Origin of the sequence: Kriegella aquimaris, from assembly GCF_900103215.1 — a bacterium.
Classification (GTDB): Bacteria; Bacteroidota; Bacteroidia; order Flavobacteriales; family Flavobacteriaceae; genus Kriegella; species Kriegella aquimaris.
Genome location: NZ_FNGV01000016.1, coordinates 34,059 through 51,800 on the forward strand (window position 1 = coordinate 34,059; position 17,742 = coordinate 51,800).

The window sequence follows — 17,742 nt, forward strand, 5'->3', positions numbered from 1 at the left end:
GTTGCGGAAACCAAGGGTTACTAAAGATAAGCCCTTATATACCCACAAAGATAATATGAATCAAAAAAAGTTCTCACTTATGGTCAATCGCATAAAATCTTTGAAAATCATAAAATCATAAAATCAAATTTTATAATAAAAAAGACGCCAGACAACTAACTTCAAACTTTTTTGTCTTCGCAGAGAGGAAGGGATTCGAACCCTCGATACACTTTTGGTGTATACACACTTTCCAGGCGTGCGCCTTCGACCACTCGGCCACCTCTCTAATCAAGCCCTTAAAAGGGTGCCCAAATAACGAAAAAATAATTGGTTAATAAAATTTAACCATACTATTTTTAATTCATCTCTCCTCTCAATGATGTTTCGAACACGGTCTTGAACAATTTAGATGATACATTGTTCCCTATAAGGTACATTAATTTGGCCAGAGCCGCCTCGGTCGTAATATCCTTACCATCAACAACTTTCAGCATCTTCAGATGTTGACTTGTCTCATATTGTCCCATTATTACGCTACCTCCTGAGCATTGTGTAACATTAATAATATGTATGCCCTTTTTTTTTGCACGTTCCAGCTCTTCAGTCAACCAATTTTCGGTTGGAGCATTCCCGGCCCCGTAGGTTTCAAGAATCAGCGCCTTTAAATCAGGAATGTGAAGCACCCCAGCAAGAACCTCCCTAGTTAGACCAGGGAACAGCTTTAATACGGCCACATGGGAATCCATATTCTTATGGACTTGAAGCCTTTTTCTTGGATTCGGCCTCAGTAAATTTTCTTGATACACCTTTAAATGTACTCCCGATTCCGCCAAAGGCGGATAGTTCATTGAGGCAAATGCCTGAAAATGTTCGGCGTTTATTTTTGTCGTCCTGTTGGCCCGGTACAGTTTATATTCAAAATAGAGACCAACTTCTTGCACAACAGGCTTGCCTTTTTCCCTCAAAGCCGCAATCTGTATCGAAGTTATCAAATTTTCCTTGGCATCAGTTCGCAAATCCCCGATGGGTAGCTGAGATCCTGTAAAGATTACCGGCTTGGCCAAATTTTCTAGCATAAAGCTCAATGCCGAGGCTGAATACGCCATTGTATCACTACCATGCAAGACCACAAAGCCATCATGACTTTCATAATGGTCTTCAATTATTGTCGCGATACTCGCCCAATGTACCGGGTTCATATTCGATGAGTCTATCGGTGTTTCGAATGAAACACTTTCTATCTTACAGTTGAGCTGATTTAATTCCGGTATGTTTTTTAACAATTTATTAAAGTCGAAAGCCCTTAAGGCACCTGAATTATAGTCTTTGACCATACCTATAGTACCCCCTGTATAAATCAGTAAAATTTTCGTTTCAGGTTTCGACATCATAATTCGTTTTTAATGGCTTCACAACAAACTAACGATTTAAACACATCTTTTTACTGGAAACTAATTCTATATTTAACCAATTACAATTAGATTACCGGCAAGATTTCAACTTTTAGGATAACATACAAATTATACTCCAAAAACCACCTTGGAGTTTTCCGTGGTAATCTCAGCGATTTCCTCAGAAGTTATACCATATATATAGGACAGTTTCTCCAACACTTTGATGACATAACCACTTTCATTGCGTTTTCCCCGATATGGAACAGGCGCCAAGTACGGCGAATCAGTCTCCAAAACAATATGCTTTATGTCTATTTTCTCAAGAAAAGTATCGATTTTACCATTTTTAAAAGTAACTACTCCGCCAATACCCAGTTTCATATTATAGGATATCGCCTTTTGGGCTTGCTCTAATGTTCCAGTAAAACAATGAAAAATACCGAACAGATCATCTCCTTTTTCCTGTTCTAGGATTTCGAAAATTTCATCAAAGGCATCGCGGCAATGTATTACTATGGGCAACTTATGTTGTTTTGCCAATTTAATTTGCTGCGTAAAGGCATCTTTTTGTTGCGGCAAATAGGTTTTATCCCAATAAAGATCAATCCCAATCTCCCCTACGGCATAGAACTTATGACTTGAGAGCATCTTTTTTAAATGTTCCAACTCGTTCAAATAATTCTCTTTTACATGGGTCGGATGCAAGCCCATCATCAAAAAAACATTGTCAGGATAGGCCTTCTCCAAATCTAACATTGCTTGGGTATACGTGGAGTCAATGGCAGGAATAAAAAAACGTTCAACACCATTTTCAATGGCTTTTTTAATGACTTCGTCGCGATCCCCGTCAAAGGCTTCACTATATAAATGGGTATGGGTATCTGTAATTATCATGTGGCAAAAATAAGTCTATATCTTCTTTTGGATGCCAATAATACACATTAAATAAAATTGTCGTAAACTATTAAAACCCGTGATTACTTAACTTAAAGCGTATTTCGATATGCCCATGCGTTCTTTATTATAATTCCCTAAAGCGGCAACACTCTTAACCAAATTTAATTCCCTCGATCAACAAAAGCGGTATCTTTACGGCAAGAATAGCTCATATGACTTCCCTCAAAAAATTTCTGCAAAGAAAAAATTACATCAAAATCCCCTTAGTACTAACAGGCACAAACCATTTCGAGATTACCGCTAAAATAAATGGTGTAAAAGGTCGATTTATTTTGGACACCGGAGCATCGAATACCTGCGTGGGATTTGATAGAATCGAATTGTTCAACCTGACCTCAAAAGAATCAAAAATAAAAGCTGCCGGCGCCGGGGCCACAAACATGGAAACCTTGGTCTCCACCAAAAACAGAATTAAAATTGGGGATTGGAAAAAGAAAAAATTAAAAATCGTATTATTCGACCTTGTACATGTCAACGAAGCTCTGACAGCACACAAAGCAAAGCCTGTCGATGGAATTATCGGAGCCGATGTACTTAAGAAGACAAAAGCTATAATTGATTATGGCAAGAGTTGCGTTTATTTGAAGAAGAAATAGCATTTTAATGCCGATACTGGGCACATCAATTTCTGAATTGCAAAACTTTATCGACCTTAAACTAAAAACCTGCCAGATTTAACATCTGACAGGTCATATTCATTTACATTTCCAAAGCTCTCTTCACATTATTGTCCATCAACAATTCTTCCGGACTTTCCAAAGCTTCCTTAACAGCGACCAAAAAGCCTACCGACTCCTTGCCATCAATAACTCTATGGTCATAAGAAAGTGCGACGTACATGATAGGCGCAATAGCGATAGCTCCGTTTCTCGCAATGGGTCGCTCTACGATGTTATGCATTCCTAGAATTGCACTCTGTGGCGGGTTTATTATCGGTGTCGACAACATCGAACCGAATACCCCACCATTGGTAATTGTGAATGTACCACCGGTCATTTCATCAACTGTAATTTCACCTTCTCTAGCACGGATAGCCAAGCGTTTTACCTCGGCCTCTACCCCTCTAAAAGTTAGATTTTCGGCATTTCTAATCACGGGCACCATTAAGCCTTTGGGGCCAGAAACTGCAATACTGATATCACAGAAATCATAAGAGATCATTTCTTTTCCGTCAATCATTGAATTGACCGAAGGATATAGGTCCAAGGCCCTGACCACAGCTTTTGTGAAAAATGACATAAAACCGAGACTCACGCCATGTTTTTCCTTGAACGCATCTTTGTATTGTTTTCTAAGTTCAAAGATAGGCGACATATCGACCTCGTTGAAGGTGGTCAACATTGCAGTTTCGTTCTTGACAGAAACCAATCGTTCGGCGACCTTACGTCGAAGCATAGAAAGCTTGGAACGGGTTTCTCCCCTATTTCCGCCAGTCGGAGTACCCATCGAAGGCACCGCATTTACAGCATCATCTTTGGTAATTCGACCATCTTTACCAGAACCTTTCACGGCCGATGCATCGATTCCTTTTTCACTTAATATCTTTTTAGCTGCAGGGGAAGCGGCACCCGAAGCATAAGTTTCTTTTGCCTGTGGTGGTTGCGGTGCTTTTTCACTATCGCTCTTTTTTTCTTCTTTTGCTTGATCTTTTGCCAAATCTTTCTCAGCAGACACTCCTGAACCTTCATCCCCTTTAGCCTCTGGTTTTTTCGCGCTCGTATCGATTAGACAGACGACGGCACCTACTGCTACCGCGTCACCTTCTTCCGCTTTTAAGGTTATCGTACCACTTTCCTCTGCAGGTAATTCCAAGGTTGCCTTATCGGAATCCACTTCGGCTATGGCCTGATCTTTTTCAACATAATCCCCATCTTGCACCAACCATTCTGCAATCTCTACCTCTGTTATCGACTCTCCCGGAGAGGGAACTTTCATTTCTAAAATCATTCGTTTATAATTTGCTGTGTTATCTTGTCACTGTTTTTAATAAAATCTTCCTTAATTGGAAGGTAATCTTCTTTATCTTCCCCATTGACTACAATGGACTCGAAATATAATTTGGCACCCGTCGAACGCTCCATATCGGGAGTATTCTGTAGACTTAAATGTAAATGCGGTTCTGTTGAATTTCCTGAATTACCACATAACCCAAGAAGTTCTCCCTGTTTCACAAATTGCCCTTCTCGAACAACAATGGAACCATCTTTTAAATGCGCCAGAAGAACATATTCGTTATTCAATGTCTCCATAACTACCGTATTTCCCGTCAACTGCCTAGGATTCAATTCACCAGGTATATTATCATAAACCCCATTAATAACCTTTACCACCTTGGCATCACAAGGAGCGATAATCTCCTTTCCAAAGACAAAATAGCTTTCGTTACGCTTCGCATCCCCAGAATAAGATGCCCCATCTTGAACCATCAATAAATCAAAAGCATATTGTTGGCTTACCTCCGTCACATGGTAATTTTGTTCTACCGTGGTGCCTCCCCAAAAAACAAACCATTCTTCATTAAAAGGCAATATCATTTCTGTACTATTCCGCTCCAAAATTGGCATATCCAAGGATTTCGGAGGAGAGATATATAGCCCATTGATATTGTTTTTGGTATCTAACGAAATCAGAACATCTGCCACTGCTTTATCAAAAATCGTTCTATAAATATGTGCGCCCTGTTTTAGACCGTAGAATTGCATCTCCTTTATACCTCCCATAATACCGTTCACATTTTCGGTAAAAAATCGGACGGTCTTCTGTCTAGGAAGTGCCTTTTTCATATTTACATCGAACAATTCAAAAATACCTTCATAGTTGCCTCCATTATAAAGTGACCTAAAATCGGCGGCCACACCGGCGTAATTTACCTGTTCTTCTTGCGAAAAGACAGACAAAAACGAAGTAAAGAACACTATGAAAACGAACTTTATCATTGTGTATCACTACTTTTTGGTCGCGTCATATTATCTTTCGTTTTATCGAAAACATAATCAATAACTTGTTGATGACGTCGTTTCGAACGAACTGCACTACCGGCAGCAGGTGAGGCATAAAATCTTCTTGATGCCACCCTAAACCTATTAACATCTTTGTAATGCATCATCAAATGGCTCCAAGCACCCATGTTACGAGGCTCTTCTTGTGCCCAAACCAAATCATCGGCGTTCGTATATTTTTCAATCACCTTGTTCATCTGATCAGACGGTAGCGGAAACAACTGTTCTACCCTGACCAGAGCAACATCATCGCGCTTCTGTTCTTCCTTGACGGCCAATAAATCATAATAGAATTTACCAGTACAAAAAACTACCGATTTTACTTTCTTTATATCAGCTGAACTATCATCGATAACCTCTTGAAATTTTCCTGAAGCTAATTCATCAACAGTCGAAACGGCCTTTGGATGTCGCAACAAACTCTTTGGCGTGAATATAATCAACGGTTTTCTAAAATTCACCTTTAACTGTCTTCTCAAAATATGAAACATTTGTGCCGGAGTCGACACATCTGCCACATACATATTATCTCGGGCGCACAATTGTAAATAACGCTCCATTCGGGCGGAAGAATGCTCTGCACCTTGGCCTTCGTAACCATGTGGCAACAGCATAACCAAACCATTCTGAAGCTTCCATTTGTCCTCAGCCGCAGAAATGTACTGATCGATCATTATTTGGGCACCATTGCTGAAATCACCGAACTGCGCTTCCCATATGGTCAACGTATTCGGACTCGCCATTGCGTAGCCATAATCAAACCCTACCACGGCGTATTCCGATAATAAGGAATTGTAAATTTGAAACCGGCCCTGTTTATCGGAGATTCTATTCAAAAGCAAAATTTCTTCTTCACTCTCTTCGACCTTCATTACGGCATGTCGATGCGAGAACGTGCCCCGTTCGACATCTTGGCCCGACATACGAACCCCGAATCCTTCTTCCAATAAAGAACCATAGGCCAAAAGTTCACCCATTGCCCAATCTAATTTATCAGTCTCGAAGAACATCTTTTTTCGGTCACCTACCAATTTCTCAACCTTTCTTAAGAATTTTTTACCTTTAGGAAGCTCGGTAATCACCTTGGCAATGGCAGTTAACTTTTTCTTATCGAAGGTGGTGTCAACGGGATCCATCATTTCCCATTCCCTTACATTTTCGAATCCGCTCCATTCATCAGCCATGAAAGGAGTTATTTCCGTCTTATCTTCTTTCCGGGAATCTTCCAACTCTTCTTCCAAAGAGGCTTTATATTCTTCCTCCAAATGCTTCACATAACCTTCTTCTATAACTCCGGCCGATAACAGTTGCTCGGCATAGATATCCCTTGGATTCTTATGTTTGGCAATAGCCTTATACAATTTTGGTTGGGTAAATCGAGGCTCATCACCTTCATTATGCCCATATTTTCTATATCCTAATAAATCAAGAAAGACATCACGGTTGAACCGCATGCGATATTCCAGCGCAAATAGTGAAGCGTGTACCACGGCTTCAACATCATCGGCATTAACATGCAGTACGGGACTCAAGGTAACCTTGCCCACATCTGTACAGTAGGTAGAAGTTCGCGCATCTAAATAATTCGTTGTAAACCCAATTTGATTGTTTACAACCAAGTGTATGGTTCCATTGGTCTTATAACCATCTAAATTGGCCATTTGTACAACTTCGTAAACCAAGCCTTGCCCTGCAATCGCTGCATCACCATGAACTACAATTGGCAAAACCTTGGAAAAATCTTCGGGAAAATGCGCATCTTGCTTGGCTCTTGTAATACCTTCAACTACGGCACCTACGGTTTCCAAATGAGAAGGGTTAGGCGCAATATTCATCTTGATCTTGTTGCCATTGTTGGTCTTTCGTTCCGAGGTCCAACCCAAATGGTATTTTACATCACCATCAAAAATCTCTTGCTCATAATCTTTTCCATCAAATTCGCTGAAAATATCCTTTGCCGCCTTGCCGAAAATATTGGTCAAAACGTTAAGTCTACCTCTATGGGCCATACCCATAACGAATTGCTCAACACCCATTTCGGCCGCACGTTCGACCATAACATCCAAAGCGGGAATCAAAGATTCGTTACCTTCCAAGGAGAAACGTTTTTGACCTACATATTTAGTATGTAAAAAAGTTTCAAAGGAAACGGCCTGGTTCAGTTTCTTTAAAATATATTTTTTTCGGTCTGCATTGTAATTCGGATGATTGTCGTTAACGTTCAACCAGTTTTGAATCCATGCAATACGCTCAGGACTTCGTATGTACATATATTCAACCCCTATGGCGTCACAATAAATACTTTGAAGGTGCCTTATGATTTCACGCAGGTTGTTCGACCCTATGCCAATAATCTCACCTGCATTGAAAACCGTATCCAAATCAGCCTCGGAAAGCCCGAAATTCTCAAGATCCAGCGTCGGGGTATATTTCCTTCTATCACGAACCGGATTGGTTTTGGTAAACAAATGACCACGACTTCGATACCCATCGATCAATCGAATAACCTGAAATTCCTTTTGCAGCGACTGCGGCATTTCGACCTGATCTCCGTTGGCTATAGTCACCATACCATTTTGGGAAGAGAGATCTAACTCATCCAATGAGCTTTCCATACCAAAATCGAATCCCTGAAAAAAGGCACGCCAACTGGGCTCAACACTATCGGGGTTTTTGAGATATTTATCGTATAACTCCGCAAAAAAGGAAGTATGCGCGGTATTTAAGAAAGAATATTTGTCCATAGACTACTTTAATAACTATAGCACTCGCTTATCAAAAAGATAAACAGGGCCTATTTGATAAAAATGAAATCAAAAATACAACATTTACCATTTCTGGATGTAACTTAGTAAGCAATAATGGGAAAAATCAAAGATTTTGATTAAAAAACAGCCTATGTATCACAAAAAGATTTTTTTAAGCTTTATTTTTCTATCGGCGACACTTATTTGCTCATCACAAAACCCCAACGTAAGAAATGACTTTTGGAACAAGGTACGCTTTGGGGGAGGCATCGGACTCGGTTTCACGAATGGCGGCTTTAATGGCTCGATTTCACCCAGTGCCATTTATGAATTTAACCAAAAATTCGCTACAGGCATGAGTCTTAACCTCAACTACGCGAAATTTAACGATTATAAGTTTTTAGCCTACGGAGGAAGTCTACTTTCGCTATACAACCCACTACCTTATCTTCAATTTTCAGGGGAATTTGAACAATTGCGCATCAATAGAACATTTGACAGCGGCATCGGCACTTTAAAAGATAATTATTGGTCACCTGCCCTATTTCTAGGTGTCGGATACAGCAATAGCAACGTTACTTTTGGAATTCGTTACGACCTGTTGTACGATGACAACAAAAGCATTTACGCCAATGCATGGATGCCCTTTGTACGGGTATATTTTTAACATAAACAGCCTGTAATCAATGAACTCAAATGATTACTTGACACATTATTAATATCATTCAAAAGGTGATAGAATATTAACCTTTGCTTTCTATTTATTTTACTAATTTTAAAAAATTTGTTCAACAACTTAAACAATTCACTATCATGAAAGACGAGAAATCAAAAAAATCGACCACATCTCGCAGGTCATTTATCAAAACGGGTGCCGTAGCCTCCTCCATTTTTATTGTGCCCAGACATGTTCTTGGTGGTTTGGGATACATTGCACCGAGCGACCAACTGAATTTGGCGGCTATTGGTGCCGGAGGAAAAGGAGCAAGTGACATCGCCAATGCCTCGGTTAATGGACGCGAAAGGGTCACTGCACTTTGCGATGTAGATTTTTCTGGCTCTGCCAAGCGTTCTGTCGAACGTTTTCCGAAAGCAAAACTATATAGTGATTATAGGGAAATGTTGGATAAAGAAAAAAATATTGACGCCGTAACAATTTCGACTCCCGATCACGTACATGGCCCTGCCGCTTCCTACGCAATGCAACGTGGCAAGCATGTATACGTTCAAAAACCGATGACCCACAATATTCGGGAAGCACGCATGTTAACCGAAATGGCGCGAAGTAATAAAATCGTCAGTCAAATGGGTAACCAAGGCGGTTCTAACCCGTTATTGAACATGGTTCAAGGCTGGATAGATTCAGATGCACTTGGCAAAATTTCAAAAGTCCAAGTCTGGACCAATCGTCCCGTTTGGCCGCAAGGTGGGGCAATGGCTAAACCCGACCCAAGCAAAAAACCAAAAGATCTTGATTGGAACCTTTGGCTAGGACCAGCAGAGCAAAAACCATATACTCCCAATCTACACCCATTTAGCTGGAGAGGTTGGTGGGATTATGGTACCGGCGCACTTGGCGATGTAGGCTGTCACCTTATCGACATACCTTTCCGTACTTTGGGCTTAAAATATCCTACTGATGCCGAATGTAGCGTAGGCGCTGTTTACACCGATATGTGGAACGCAGATTACCACCCTGAAGGATGCCCTGCTTCCTCGTTTATCACTTTACATTTTGGAGCAACGGAAAAAAGCAAGTCGCCAATCGAAATGACATGGAGCGATGGTGGAATTAGACCGTCACACCCAGATATTATTCCTGCAAACAATGATATTGGAGGTCACGACAGCGCAAATGGCGTTTTGATTATAGGGGAAAAAGGAATTATCTCTACCAATATAAATGACAGTTCGCCATTAATGCCGAAATTATATCTTAACGACGGTACTACCGATTTTGGTCCTGAAACAGAACCTAATGACGAACCTGAATATGGTCACCAACGCAGATGGGTCGATGCTTGTAAAGCTGGCTTTAACAGCCCAGAACACAAAGGTCTTACCTCTTCTTTTGATTACGCTGGACCAATGACGGAAACCGTACTCATGGGGAACCTTGCCATTCGCAGTTATATGTTACAAAAAGAAAACAGTGAAGGTAAAATGGATTTCTTTGCCCGTAAAAAACTACTTTGGGATGGGGAAAATATGCGCATTACAAATCTTGAAGAAGCCAATCAGTTTGTAGGCAGAACTTACAGACCAGGCTGGGAAGTTTAGGCTTTTTAGCAGCTTCCATGCTGTAACATTCAAAGAAAAAACCGTTCGATAGTTTTCGAACGGTTTTTTTTGTTCTAGCTTCCGCTATATTTTTGTCTCAACCAAACCTTTTGGAATTCCCTCTTCAAAATCAAAAAAGAAACTTGTTCGGCAACTTCTACAACATCGGTCGCTACAATGCTCTTGACAACTCTTTCAGGAACATCAATAATATAAAGTAGATTAAGGTAGTCACTGAATTTTTCGAGAATGAGTACATAAATCTTCTCGTGCAAAACGGTTTTCAACTCCATAGGTTCTAGATCTACCGAAAATTCCATAGGAATATTCGCCAACCCAAAATCCTTTTCCAATTGAGCAACCATTTTAAGGTACAACTTATTTTTTGTTGCGCTTTGGATGAGCTCTGTGCTATTTGCAAAATTCAAAACCATACCTTGATTTACGAAAATTTTAGGTGATTGGTTTATTTCGGATATCATTAATGTGTACTACTCAATAAAATATAGAAACCTTCTTCCGATTATTTCCGAATTGGATTGCAAGATCTAACTTCGAATCTTTTGCTCCCAATCCCAAGCAGATTTCATGGCCTCATCTAAAGAATACGCTGATTTCCAACCTAAGACTTCATTGGCTTTGGTCGTGTCGGCATAAGCCGTAGTTATATCACCAGGACGTCGGTCAACGATTTTATAATTCAATTTTTTGCCTGAAACTTTTTCAAAACTTTGAATCACCTCCAATACGCTGCTTCCTTTACCGGTACCTACATTAAAGACCTCATAGTTATCGGAATTCTTATTCTCTAATAATCGTTTTAAGGCAATCACATGTGCCTTTGCCAGATCTACCACATAGATATAGTCGCGAACACACGTACCATCTTCTGTAGGGTAATCATCGCCGAAAACCGAAAGCTGTTCACGAAGTCCGGCACCGGTCTGTGTTATGAATGGCACTAAATTTTGCGGCACACCAATAGGCAATTCTCCAATTTCTGTGCTCGGATGAGCGCCCATAGGGTTAAAATAACGAAGTGCAATCGCATTAAGGCCCGGGGTCACTTTACAGGTATCGGCAATAATCTCCTCTCCCATCTGTTTGGTATTTCCATAAGGCGATTCGGCCGGTTTTACCGGAGCATCTTCCGTTATAGGCATTTGATCGGCCTGACCGTAGACCGTGCAAGAAGAACTAAAAATAAAACTGGCATTGTTCTTCTGCGAAAGTTCTTTAAGCAGATACACTAAGGTACCAATGTTGTTCTCATAGTACAAAAGGGGTTTTTCAACACTTTCCCCAACGGCTTTTGATGCCGCGAAATGAATAACGCCAACAACATCGGAATGTCTTTTGAAAAAATCCTCGACCTTCGATTTTTCCTTTAAGTCCAATTTTTCAAACAGGGGTCTTTTTCCTGTTATGGCTACGATACCATCCAATACATTTTCAGTTGAGTTGGAGCAGTCATCGATAATAACCACATCAAAGCCTTCATTTTGAAGTTCGACAACAGTGTGCGAACCTATAAATCCGAGACCTCCTGTTACAAGTATTTTCATTTTCTATTTGGTTTAATTTTTATGGCTTGGTCTTTTATTTGTTCACAAATTCAATTACCGTATCAGTAATATATGCGATTTGCTCATCATCCAATTCGGTATGCATCGGCAATGAAATTACCTCTTTCACCAATTGATTGGTAACCGGGAAATCATTCTCATTATAGCGTTCATCGGCGTACGCTTTTTGTTTATGTAACGGAATGGGATAATAAACACCACAAGGTATCCCCATTTCCCCTAAACGTTGTACCAAAGCATCTCGTTTTCCATTCGTAATTTTTAGGGTGTATTGATGAAATACATGGCAATCACAGGTTTCACATATTCCATCGCTTGTGCACGCCGTTTTTGGTACGACTATGTGCTCTTGTGCTTCAAATGCTTTCGAGTACTTTCTCGCAGCTTCTCTTCTAGCAGCGTTGTAAGCATCTAACCTAGGAAGTTTAGCACGCAAGACTGCCGCCTGTATAGAATCTAATCGCGAATTCACACCGACCACATCGTGATGGTAACGTTCGTACATACCATGATTTACAATACCTCTTAGCGTATGTGCCAGTTTATCGTCATTCGTGAAAATTGCCCCACCGTCACCATAGCAACCCAAGTTTTTGGATGGAAAAAACGATGTGGCACTGACATGGCCCATAGACCCTGCTTTTCTTTTTGTACCGTCCATTGCCGTATAGGTTGCGCCAATAGCTTGGGCATTATCCTCAATGACGTAGAGGTTATGTTTTTGGGCCAACTTAAGAATTGCATCCATATCGGCACATTGACCGAAAAGATGTACAGGAACAATGGCTTTAGTTTTAGATGTAATGGCCTTTTCAATGGCATTTACATCGATATTAAAAGTGTCTGGATACACATCGACCAAAACGGGGGTCAATTGTAATAATGCGATAACCTCAACAGTGGCCGCAAAAGTAAAATCGGCCGTAATAACTTCATCGCCTGGCTGAAGACCCAATCCCATCATGGCAATCTGAAGGGCATCGGTACCATTTCCACAAGGTATGACATGTGCAACATCTGAATATTTTTCAAGTTCCGCTTGAAAGGAATGCACCTCAGGTCCATTGATGTAAGACGAACTATCCAAAATCTCGGAAATGGCCGAATTTACTTGTTCCTTTATACCTTGGTATTGACCCTTAAGGTCTACCATTTGAATTTTCTTCATAGCTAGGAATTAGAATACCCCGGCAAAAATACAAAATGCCTATCAATGATATTGTCGAAAGAAGTGTAATTTAGCCCCAAAGAATTTCGCAGTGCATTTAATATATGATCTTATTGTGCGTATCTCGTGGGGGTTCCTCACTTTAATAGCTCCTTTCCATAATAAAATCAAGCTTTTTATAAATGGAAGAAAAGAAACCTTTCCCAATTTAAAAAATAATTTCACCAAAGACGATCAAGTAATTTGGATGCACGTAGCTTCCCTTGGGGAGTTTGAACAAGGTCTCCCAATACTTAAAAAAATAAGAAAAGAATATCCGTCCTACAAAACTTTGGTTACTTTTTTTTCCCCCTCTGGTTATGAGGTGAAGAAAAATACCGCAGATGCAGATGTTGTGGTTTACCTACCCATGGACACCATTCAAAATGCCCGAAAATTTGTCTCCTTGGTCAACCCTAAACTGGTTATTTTTGTCAAATATGAGATTTGGCCCAATTACTTAAAAGAGTTGAAGAAAAGGCAAATTCCGACACTTTTGATTTCGGCCATTTTCAGGGAAAGACAAATCTATTTTAAAGGGTACGGTAACTTTATGCGCAGCGCATTACGCGTTTTTGACCATTTTTTTGTACAAGATGAAAGGTCTCAAGAACTGTTGAAATCGATACAAATAACCAATGTATCGGTAAGCGGGGACACTAGGCTCGATCGCGTTTCCGAAATCTTGGATCGCGACAATACGTTGTTGTTTATGGAAAAGTTCAAAAAAGACCGATTGTGCTTTGTCGCCGGAAGTACTTGGCCAGAAGACGAAGCCATACTTATCGACTATATTAATAATTCACCTAAGAACTTCAAATACGTACTAGCCCCCCACACTCTTAAAACGGATAAAATTCTTGGATTGACCGGGGCCATATCAAAGAAAAAGGTGCTTTATTCCAAAATGGACGAAAACACCCTAGGTGAATACGACGTACTTATAGTAGATACCATCGGCCTGTTAACCAAAATTTACAGCTATGCCGACATTGCTTATGTAGGCGGTGCCTTTGCTACCGGGTTACACAACACGCTAGAGCCCGCTGTATTCGGAGTTCCTGTGATTATCGGGCCTCAATATAAAGGTTTCAAAGAGGCAGAGGAATTAGTTGCTCAAAAAGGAATTCTGACCGTTACTGATCAGTGGACATTTGGCGAGCTATTAAAAAAACTGCTCGATGATGTAGAATACCGCAAAAAAACCGGAGCGATCAATGCAAAATATATAGCCAAGAACAAAGGCGCTAGTATTCAGATCATGTCTTATATACGGAACATATTAAATTAGTGTATAACGAACTGAAGAATTTTAAAAATCGTTCTTGACCACCTAATAGATAGTCTATTTCGATATTATTACACATCTATTTGCTGCCCTTCCAATTTGTGTGACATTGCTAATCTTTAATATTAATGTGCATTTTTTTGTTAGTTTTACCAAAAACCAATACACATACCGATGAATTCTAAAATCCTTCGAATTTCTTTAATTGCGGCCCTAGCGGGCTTTTTATTTGGCTTTGATACCGTCGTCATTTCAGGAGCTGAAAAGAAACTGCAACTGCTATGGAATTCTACCGATACTTTTCACGGGGTTGTTGTCATCGGCATGGCACTATGGGGAACTGTAATCGGGGCGATTTTAGGAGGTATCCCGACCGACAAAATTGGACGTAAGAATACTCTGATTTGGATTGGGGTGCTCTTTTCCGTATCGGCGATTGGGTCGGCATTTGCGAACGACCCCATTATTTTTGCCATTGCCAGATTCATTGGGGGACTGGGTGTAGGTGCATCGACTGTAGCGGCCCCTGCCTATATATCTGAAATAGCACCTGCAAAAGACAGGGGGCGATTGGTGGGGCTTTACCAATTTATGTTAGTTTTCGGCATACTATTGGCATTTCTATCAAATTACTTGTTAAGCGATATGGGCGAAAACGATTGGCGCTGGATGGTCGGTGTAGAAGCCTTTCCTGCAATCATTTATACACTTTTTGTACTAACGGTTCCTAAAAGTCCAAGATGGCTTTTGACCAAAAACAGAAAAGCCGAAGCGGCGGAAATCTTGACTTCTATCAATCCGGAACTTTCCATCGATGAACTACAAAAAGAAATGGAACAAGGACAAAATTCTGAAAGCAAATCGGAAAACATATTTCTGAAGAAGTATCGATATCCACTTATATTGGCATTTTTAATTGCATTTTTTAACCAATTTTCAGGAATCAACGCCTTTCTATATTATGCTCCCAGAATTTTTGAAGCTGCAGGATTGGGTGAGAGCACAGCTTTATTGAGCAGTATTGGTATCGGGGTTACCAATTTATTGTTTACCCTGTTAGGCATCTTCTTAATCGACCGATTGGGTCGTAAACAACTAATGTATTTTGGTTCTTTTGGCTACATCATATCCCTATCTTTAGTAGCTGCCGCTTTTATTTTAGAATGGGAAGGCATGGCCGTACCAATATTTCTATTCCTATTTATAGCATCACACGCCATAGGGCAAGGGGCTGTCATTTGGGTATTTATAGCGGAAATTTTCCCGAATCACCTGAGGGGGGCGGGACAATCTTTCGGTAGCTCCACCCATTGGGTATTGGCTGCCATTATTCCTTCTTTGGTACCCGTATTGTTCACTAAAATTGGTCCAGGACCCGTATTTGCATTTTTTGCCTTTATGATGGTATTACAACTACTTTTCGTACGGTTCATGATGCCGGAAACCAAAGGCGTATCCTTAGAGGAGCTTAGCAGCAAGCTAAGCGGAAAATCCACCAAGAACTAACCAATGCCCCTTACAATTCAACGAATAAATTAGTGATTCAGCGAACAAACATACTAAACTGGCAATACAACTTAAAATACTGAAAAAGAACCCCATATTTTAAACAAATTTTTCTTAAATTCGGATAAACGATATGATTATGGAAAATGAACTGGATTTTGGCACCAGGGTGTTAAATGGGTTTCTAACCATTATGGTCGTGATTTTGATAGGCATACTGCTATCGGTGGTTATCGGTCTAATTTTGGCGGGCATAGGCATTCTTTAGCAAACAACAAATCAGGGTCACATTCAATACCAATAAAACATTCACTATTTGGAAATTGGCTTCAACAATATCCATACAGACTCTTTATTCTCTTAAGGGTCTTTTTTTTGCCACAAAATCTTAGGTAAAACCATTTGTTGTATCAATTTCTACATTCGTTCTCTACCAATAGTTATTAAAACAAGACCTTAGCCCCAGACTAAATCATTTTTGATAATTAAGTAAAACCTGAAATCCGCATTCCTGCACATTTTTATATGGGTTTGATAGTTCTCATCCCATCATAATAATTCTATCGCCAAAAAGACAAGAGGTGAACAGCAAATTGTGCTTGCAAAGATGACTAGTTACGTTAGTTTTTTTATAATTTAGGGCGCACCGAAAATGGAGCACTCTTTTAAAATTGAATTTTAATCAGAAGAATGAAATATATTGTATGTGAAGAACCGGGAACTTTTTTAATAAAAGAAAAAGAATTCCCTGTGAGGAAGAAGAACGAAGCTCTTTTAAAGGTAAACAAAGTAGGTATCTGCGGTACTGACCTTCATGCTTACTCTGGTAACCAAGCATTTTTTACTTATCCTAGAATATTAGGTCATGAACTGGCCTGTGAAGTAGTCGAGATCGGTAATAATCCGCAAGGTATAAAAGCCGGTGACAAGGTTGTAGTCATGCCCTACCTCAGCTGCGGCACTTGTGTCGCCTGCCGTAATGGAAAAACCAATTGCTGCACCAATATAGCGGTTTTAGGCATACATACCGATGGTGGCATGCAAGAGCAAATTACGGTTCCTAGCGACATACTATTACCAGCCAACCATTTATCAGACGATGAAATGGCCATTGTCGAGCCATTGGCCATTGGAGCACATGCGATACGACGTGCTGCCGTTCAAAAAGGAGAAACCGTAGTCGTTGTAGGTTGCGGGCCCATCGGAATAGGCATCATAAAACTGGCACAAATTGCCGGTGCGAAAGTCATCGCCATGGATGTTAACGATAGCCGGTTGGCGTATGCGAAAAATGAGATCGGTGCTGAATATATAGTAAACGTAACTGCCGATCCCGTTGCTCAAATCAAAGAAATAACCAATGGTGATATGGCCACAGCGATCTTCGATGCCACAGGGTTTAAAGGAGCGTTGGAATCAGGCACTGATTATATGGCGCATGGTGGTCGGTACATACTTGTGGGACTATCAAAGGGAGAACTTACCTTCACCCATCCTGCGATTCATGCCAAAGAAACCACCCTATTATGCAGCAGGAACGCCACTACGGAAGATTTTGAACATGTGATCAATGTCATAAAACAATTTCCTACCGATTCATTTGTAACACACAATGTACCTTTTACCGACATGATAGCAAATTTCGATAGTTGGACCAAACCAGAGACAGGTGTTATAAAAGCGACCGTTAAATTCTAAATCAAACACCGAACCCAGAGAACAACCATGCAGGATTCGATTGTTCTTATATGGCTTGGAACCTCATCTAGGAACAAAATAAATTTTAAGGAACAATC

The 17,742-nt window shown here is 40.3% G+C and carries 15 protein-coding genes and 1 tRNA gene; 7 read left to right on the forward strand and 9 right to left on the reverse strand.

What is annotated here, in order from left to right; all coding sequences use genetic code 11:
* Nucleotides 1-180 precede the first annotated feature (180 nt).
* The 3 genes from BLS33_RS21255 to BLS33_RS21265 form a co-directional block, all read right to left on the reverse strand.
* Nucleotides 181-268: transfer RNA gene (locus tag BLS33_RS21255), tRNA-Ser, on the reverse strand.
* 70 nt (nucleotides 269-338) lie between these two features.
* Nucleotides 339-1,370, reverse strand: coding sequence for an asparaginase (locus tag BLS33_RS21260; protein ID WP_089894722.1), 1,032 nt, complete (start codon nucleotides 1,368-1,370; stop codon nucleotides 339-341).
* 132 nt (nucleotides 1,371-1,502) lie between these two features.
* Nucleotides 1,503-2,270 (reverse strand): TatD family hydrolase, encoded by a 768-nt coding sequence (locus tag BLS33_RS21265; RefSeq protein WP_089894725.1) that lies wholly within the window; start codon nucleotides 2,268-2,270, stop codon nucleotides 1,503-1,505.
* Between the two features lie 215 nt (nucleotides 2,271-2,485).
* Here BLS33_RS21265 and BLS33_RS21270 point away from each other — a divergent pair, with 215 nt between their 5' ends.
* Nucleotides 2,486-2,929 (forward strand): retropepsin-like aspartic protease, encoded by a 444-nt coding sequence (locus BLS33_RS21270; RefSeq protein ID WP_089894728.1) that lies wholly within the window; start codon nucleotides 2,486-2,488, stop codon nucleotides 2,927-2,929.
* Between the two features lie 103 nt (nucleotides 2,930-3,032).
* Here the strand turns inward: BLS33_RS21270 and odhB are convergent, their stop codons facing one another.
* The 3 genes from odhB to BLS33_RS21285 are packed head-to-tail and all read right to left on the reverse strand — an operon-like array spanning nucleotide 3,033 to nucleotide 8,076.
* Complete coding sequence (gene odhB, locus BLS33_RS21275; RefSeq protein WP_089894730.1) at nucleotides 3,033-4,280, reverse strand: 2-oxoglutarate dehydrogenase complex dihydrolipoyllysine-residue succinyltransferase; 1,248 nt, start codon at nucleotides 4,278-4,280, stop codon at nucleotides 3,033-3,035.
* Nucleotides 4,277-5,269, reverse strand: a complete 993-nt coding sequence (locus BLS33_RS21280; RefSeq protein ID WP_089894733.1) for a M23 family metallopeptidase — start codon at nucleotides 5,267-5,269, stop codon at nucleotides 4,277-4,279. The genes odhB and BLS33_RS21280 overlap by 4 nt, the downstream gene beginning before the upstream one ends.
* Complete coding sequence (locus BLS33_RS21285; RefSeq protein ID WP_089894736.1) at nucleotides 5,266-8,076, reverse strand: 2-oxoglutarate dehydrogenase E1 component; 2,811 nt, start codon at nucleotides 8,074-8,076, stop codon at nucleotides 5,266-5,268. Before BLS33_RS21285 ends, BLS33_RS21280 begins: the two co-directional genes overlap by 4 nt.
* A 154-nt stretch (nucleotides 8,077-8,230) precedes the next feature.
* On the opposite strand from BLS33_RS21285, the gene BLS33_RS21290 reads away from it, so the two are divergent.
* Together BLS33_RS21290 and BLS33_RS21295 are read left to right on the forward strand one after the other, a co-directional pair.
* Entirely contained in the window at nucleotides 8,231-8,746 is a 516-nt protein-coding gene (locus tag BLS33_RS21290) for an alpha-ketoglutarate decarboxylase (RefSeq protein ID WP_089894738.1), read from the forward strand.
* 146 nt (nucleotides 8,747-8,892) lie between these two features.
* Nucleotides 8,893-10,359: a Gfo/Idh/MocA family protein gene (locus BLS33_RS21295; protein ID WP_089894741.1), complete on the forward strand. Its 1,467-nt coding sequence runs from the start codon at nucleotides 8,893-8,895 to the stop codon at nucleotides 10,357-10,359.
* A gap of 74 nt (nucleotides 10,360-10,433) precedes the next feature.
* Here BLS33_RS21295 and BLS33_RS21300 read toward each other — a convergent pair whose 3' ends face one another.
* From BLS33_RS21300 to BLS33_RS21310, 3 genes are all read right to left on the reverse strand, one after another.
* Nucleotides 10,434-10,793 (reverse strand): hypothetical protein, encoded by a 360-nt coding sequence (locus BLS33_RS21300; protein ID WP_089894890.1) that lies wholly within the window; start codon nucleotides 10,791-10,793, stop codon nucleotides 10,434-10,436.
* A 114-nt stretch (nucleotides 10,794-10,907) separates the two neighbouring features.
* On the reverse strand, nucleotides 10,908-11,924 hold the full coding sequence (gene galE / locus BLS33_RS21305; RefSeq protein WP_089894743.1) for a UDP-glucose 4-epimerase GalE: 1,017 nt from the start codon (nucleotides 11,922-11,924) through the stop codon (nucleotides 10,908-10,910).
* A gap of 34 nt (nucleotides 11,925-11,958) precedes the next feature.
* Nucleotides 11,959-13,113, reverse strand: coding sequence for a DegT/DnrJ/EryC1/StrS family aminotransferase (locus tag BLS33_RS21310; RefSeq protein ID WP_089894748.1), 1,155 nt, complete (start codon nucleotides 13,111-13,113; stop codon nucleotides 11,959-11,961).
* A gap of 91 nt (nucleotides 13,114-13,204) precedes the next feature.
* Here BLS33_RS21310 and BLS33_RS21315 point away from each other — a divergent pair, with 91 nt between their 5' ends.
* From BLS33_RS21315 to BLS33_RS21325, 4 genes are all read left to right on the forward strand, one after another.
* Nucleotides 13,205-14,443: a 3-deoxy-D-manno-octulosonic acid transferase gene (locus BLS33_RS21315; protein ID WP_089894751.1), complete on the forward strand. Its 1,239-nt coding sequence runs from the start codon at nucleotides 13,205-13,207 to the stop codon at nucleotides 14,441-14,443.
* Nucleotides 14,444-14,614: 171 nt separating this feature from the next.
* Nucleotides 14,615-15,946 (forward strand): sugar porter family MFS transporter, encoded by a 1,332-nt coding sequence (locus BLS33_RS21320; protein WP_089894754.1) that lies wholly within the window; start codon nucleotides 14,615-14,617, stop codon nucleotides 15,944-15,946.
* A 139-nt stretch (nucleotides 15,947-16,085) separates the two neighbouring features.
* Nucleotides 16,086-16,214, forward strand: a complete 129-nt coding sequence (locus BLS33_RS25335) for a hypothetical protein (RefSeq protein WP_262495087.1) — start codon at nucleotides 16,086-16,088, stop codon at nucleotides 16,212-16,214.
* A 422-nt stretch (nucleotides 16,215-16,636) separates the two neighbouring features.
* Nucleotides 16,637-17,644, forward strand: coding sequence for a zinc-binding alcohol dehydrogenase family protein (locus tag BLS33_RS21325; protein ID WP_089894757.1), 1,008 nt, complete (start codon nucleotides 16,637-16,639; stop codon nucleotides 17,642-17,644).
* Nucleotides 17,645-17,742 lie beyond the last annotated feature (98 nt).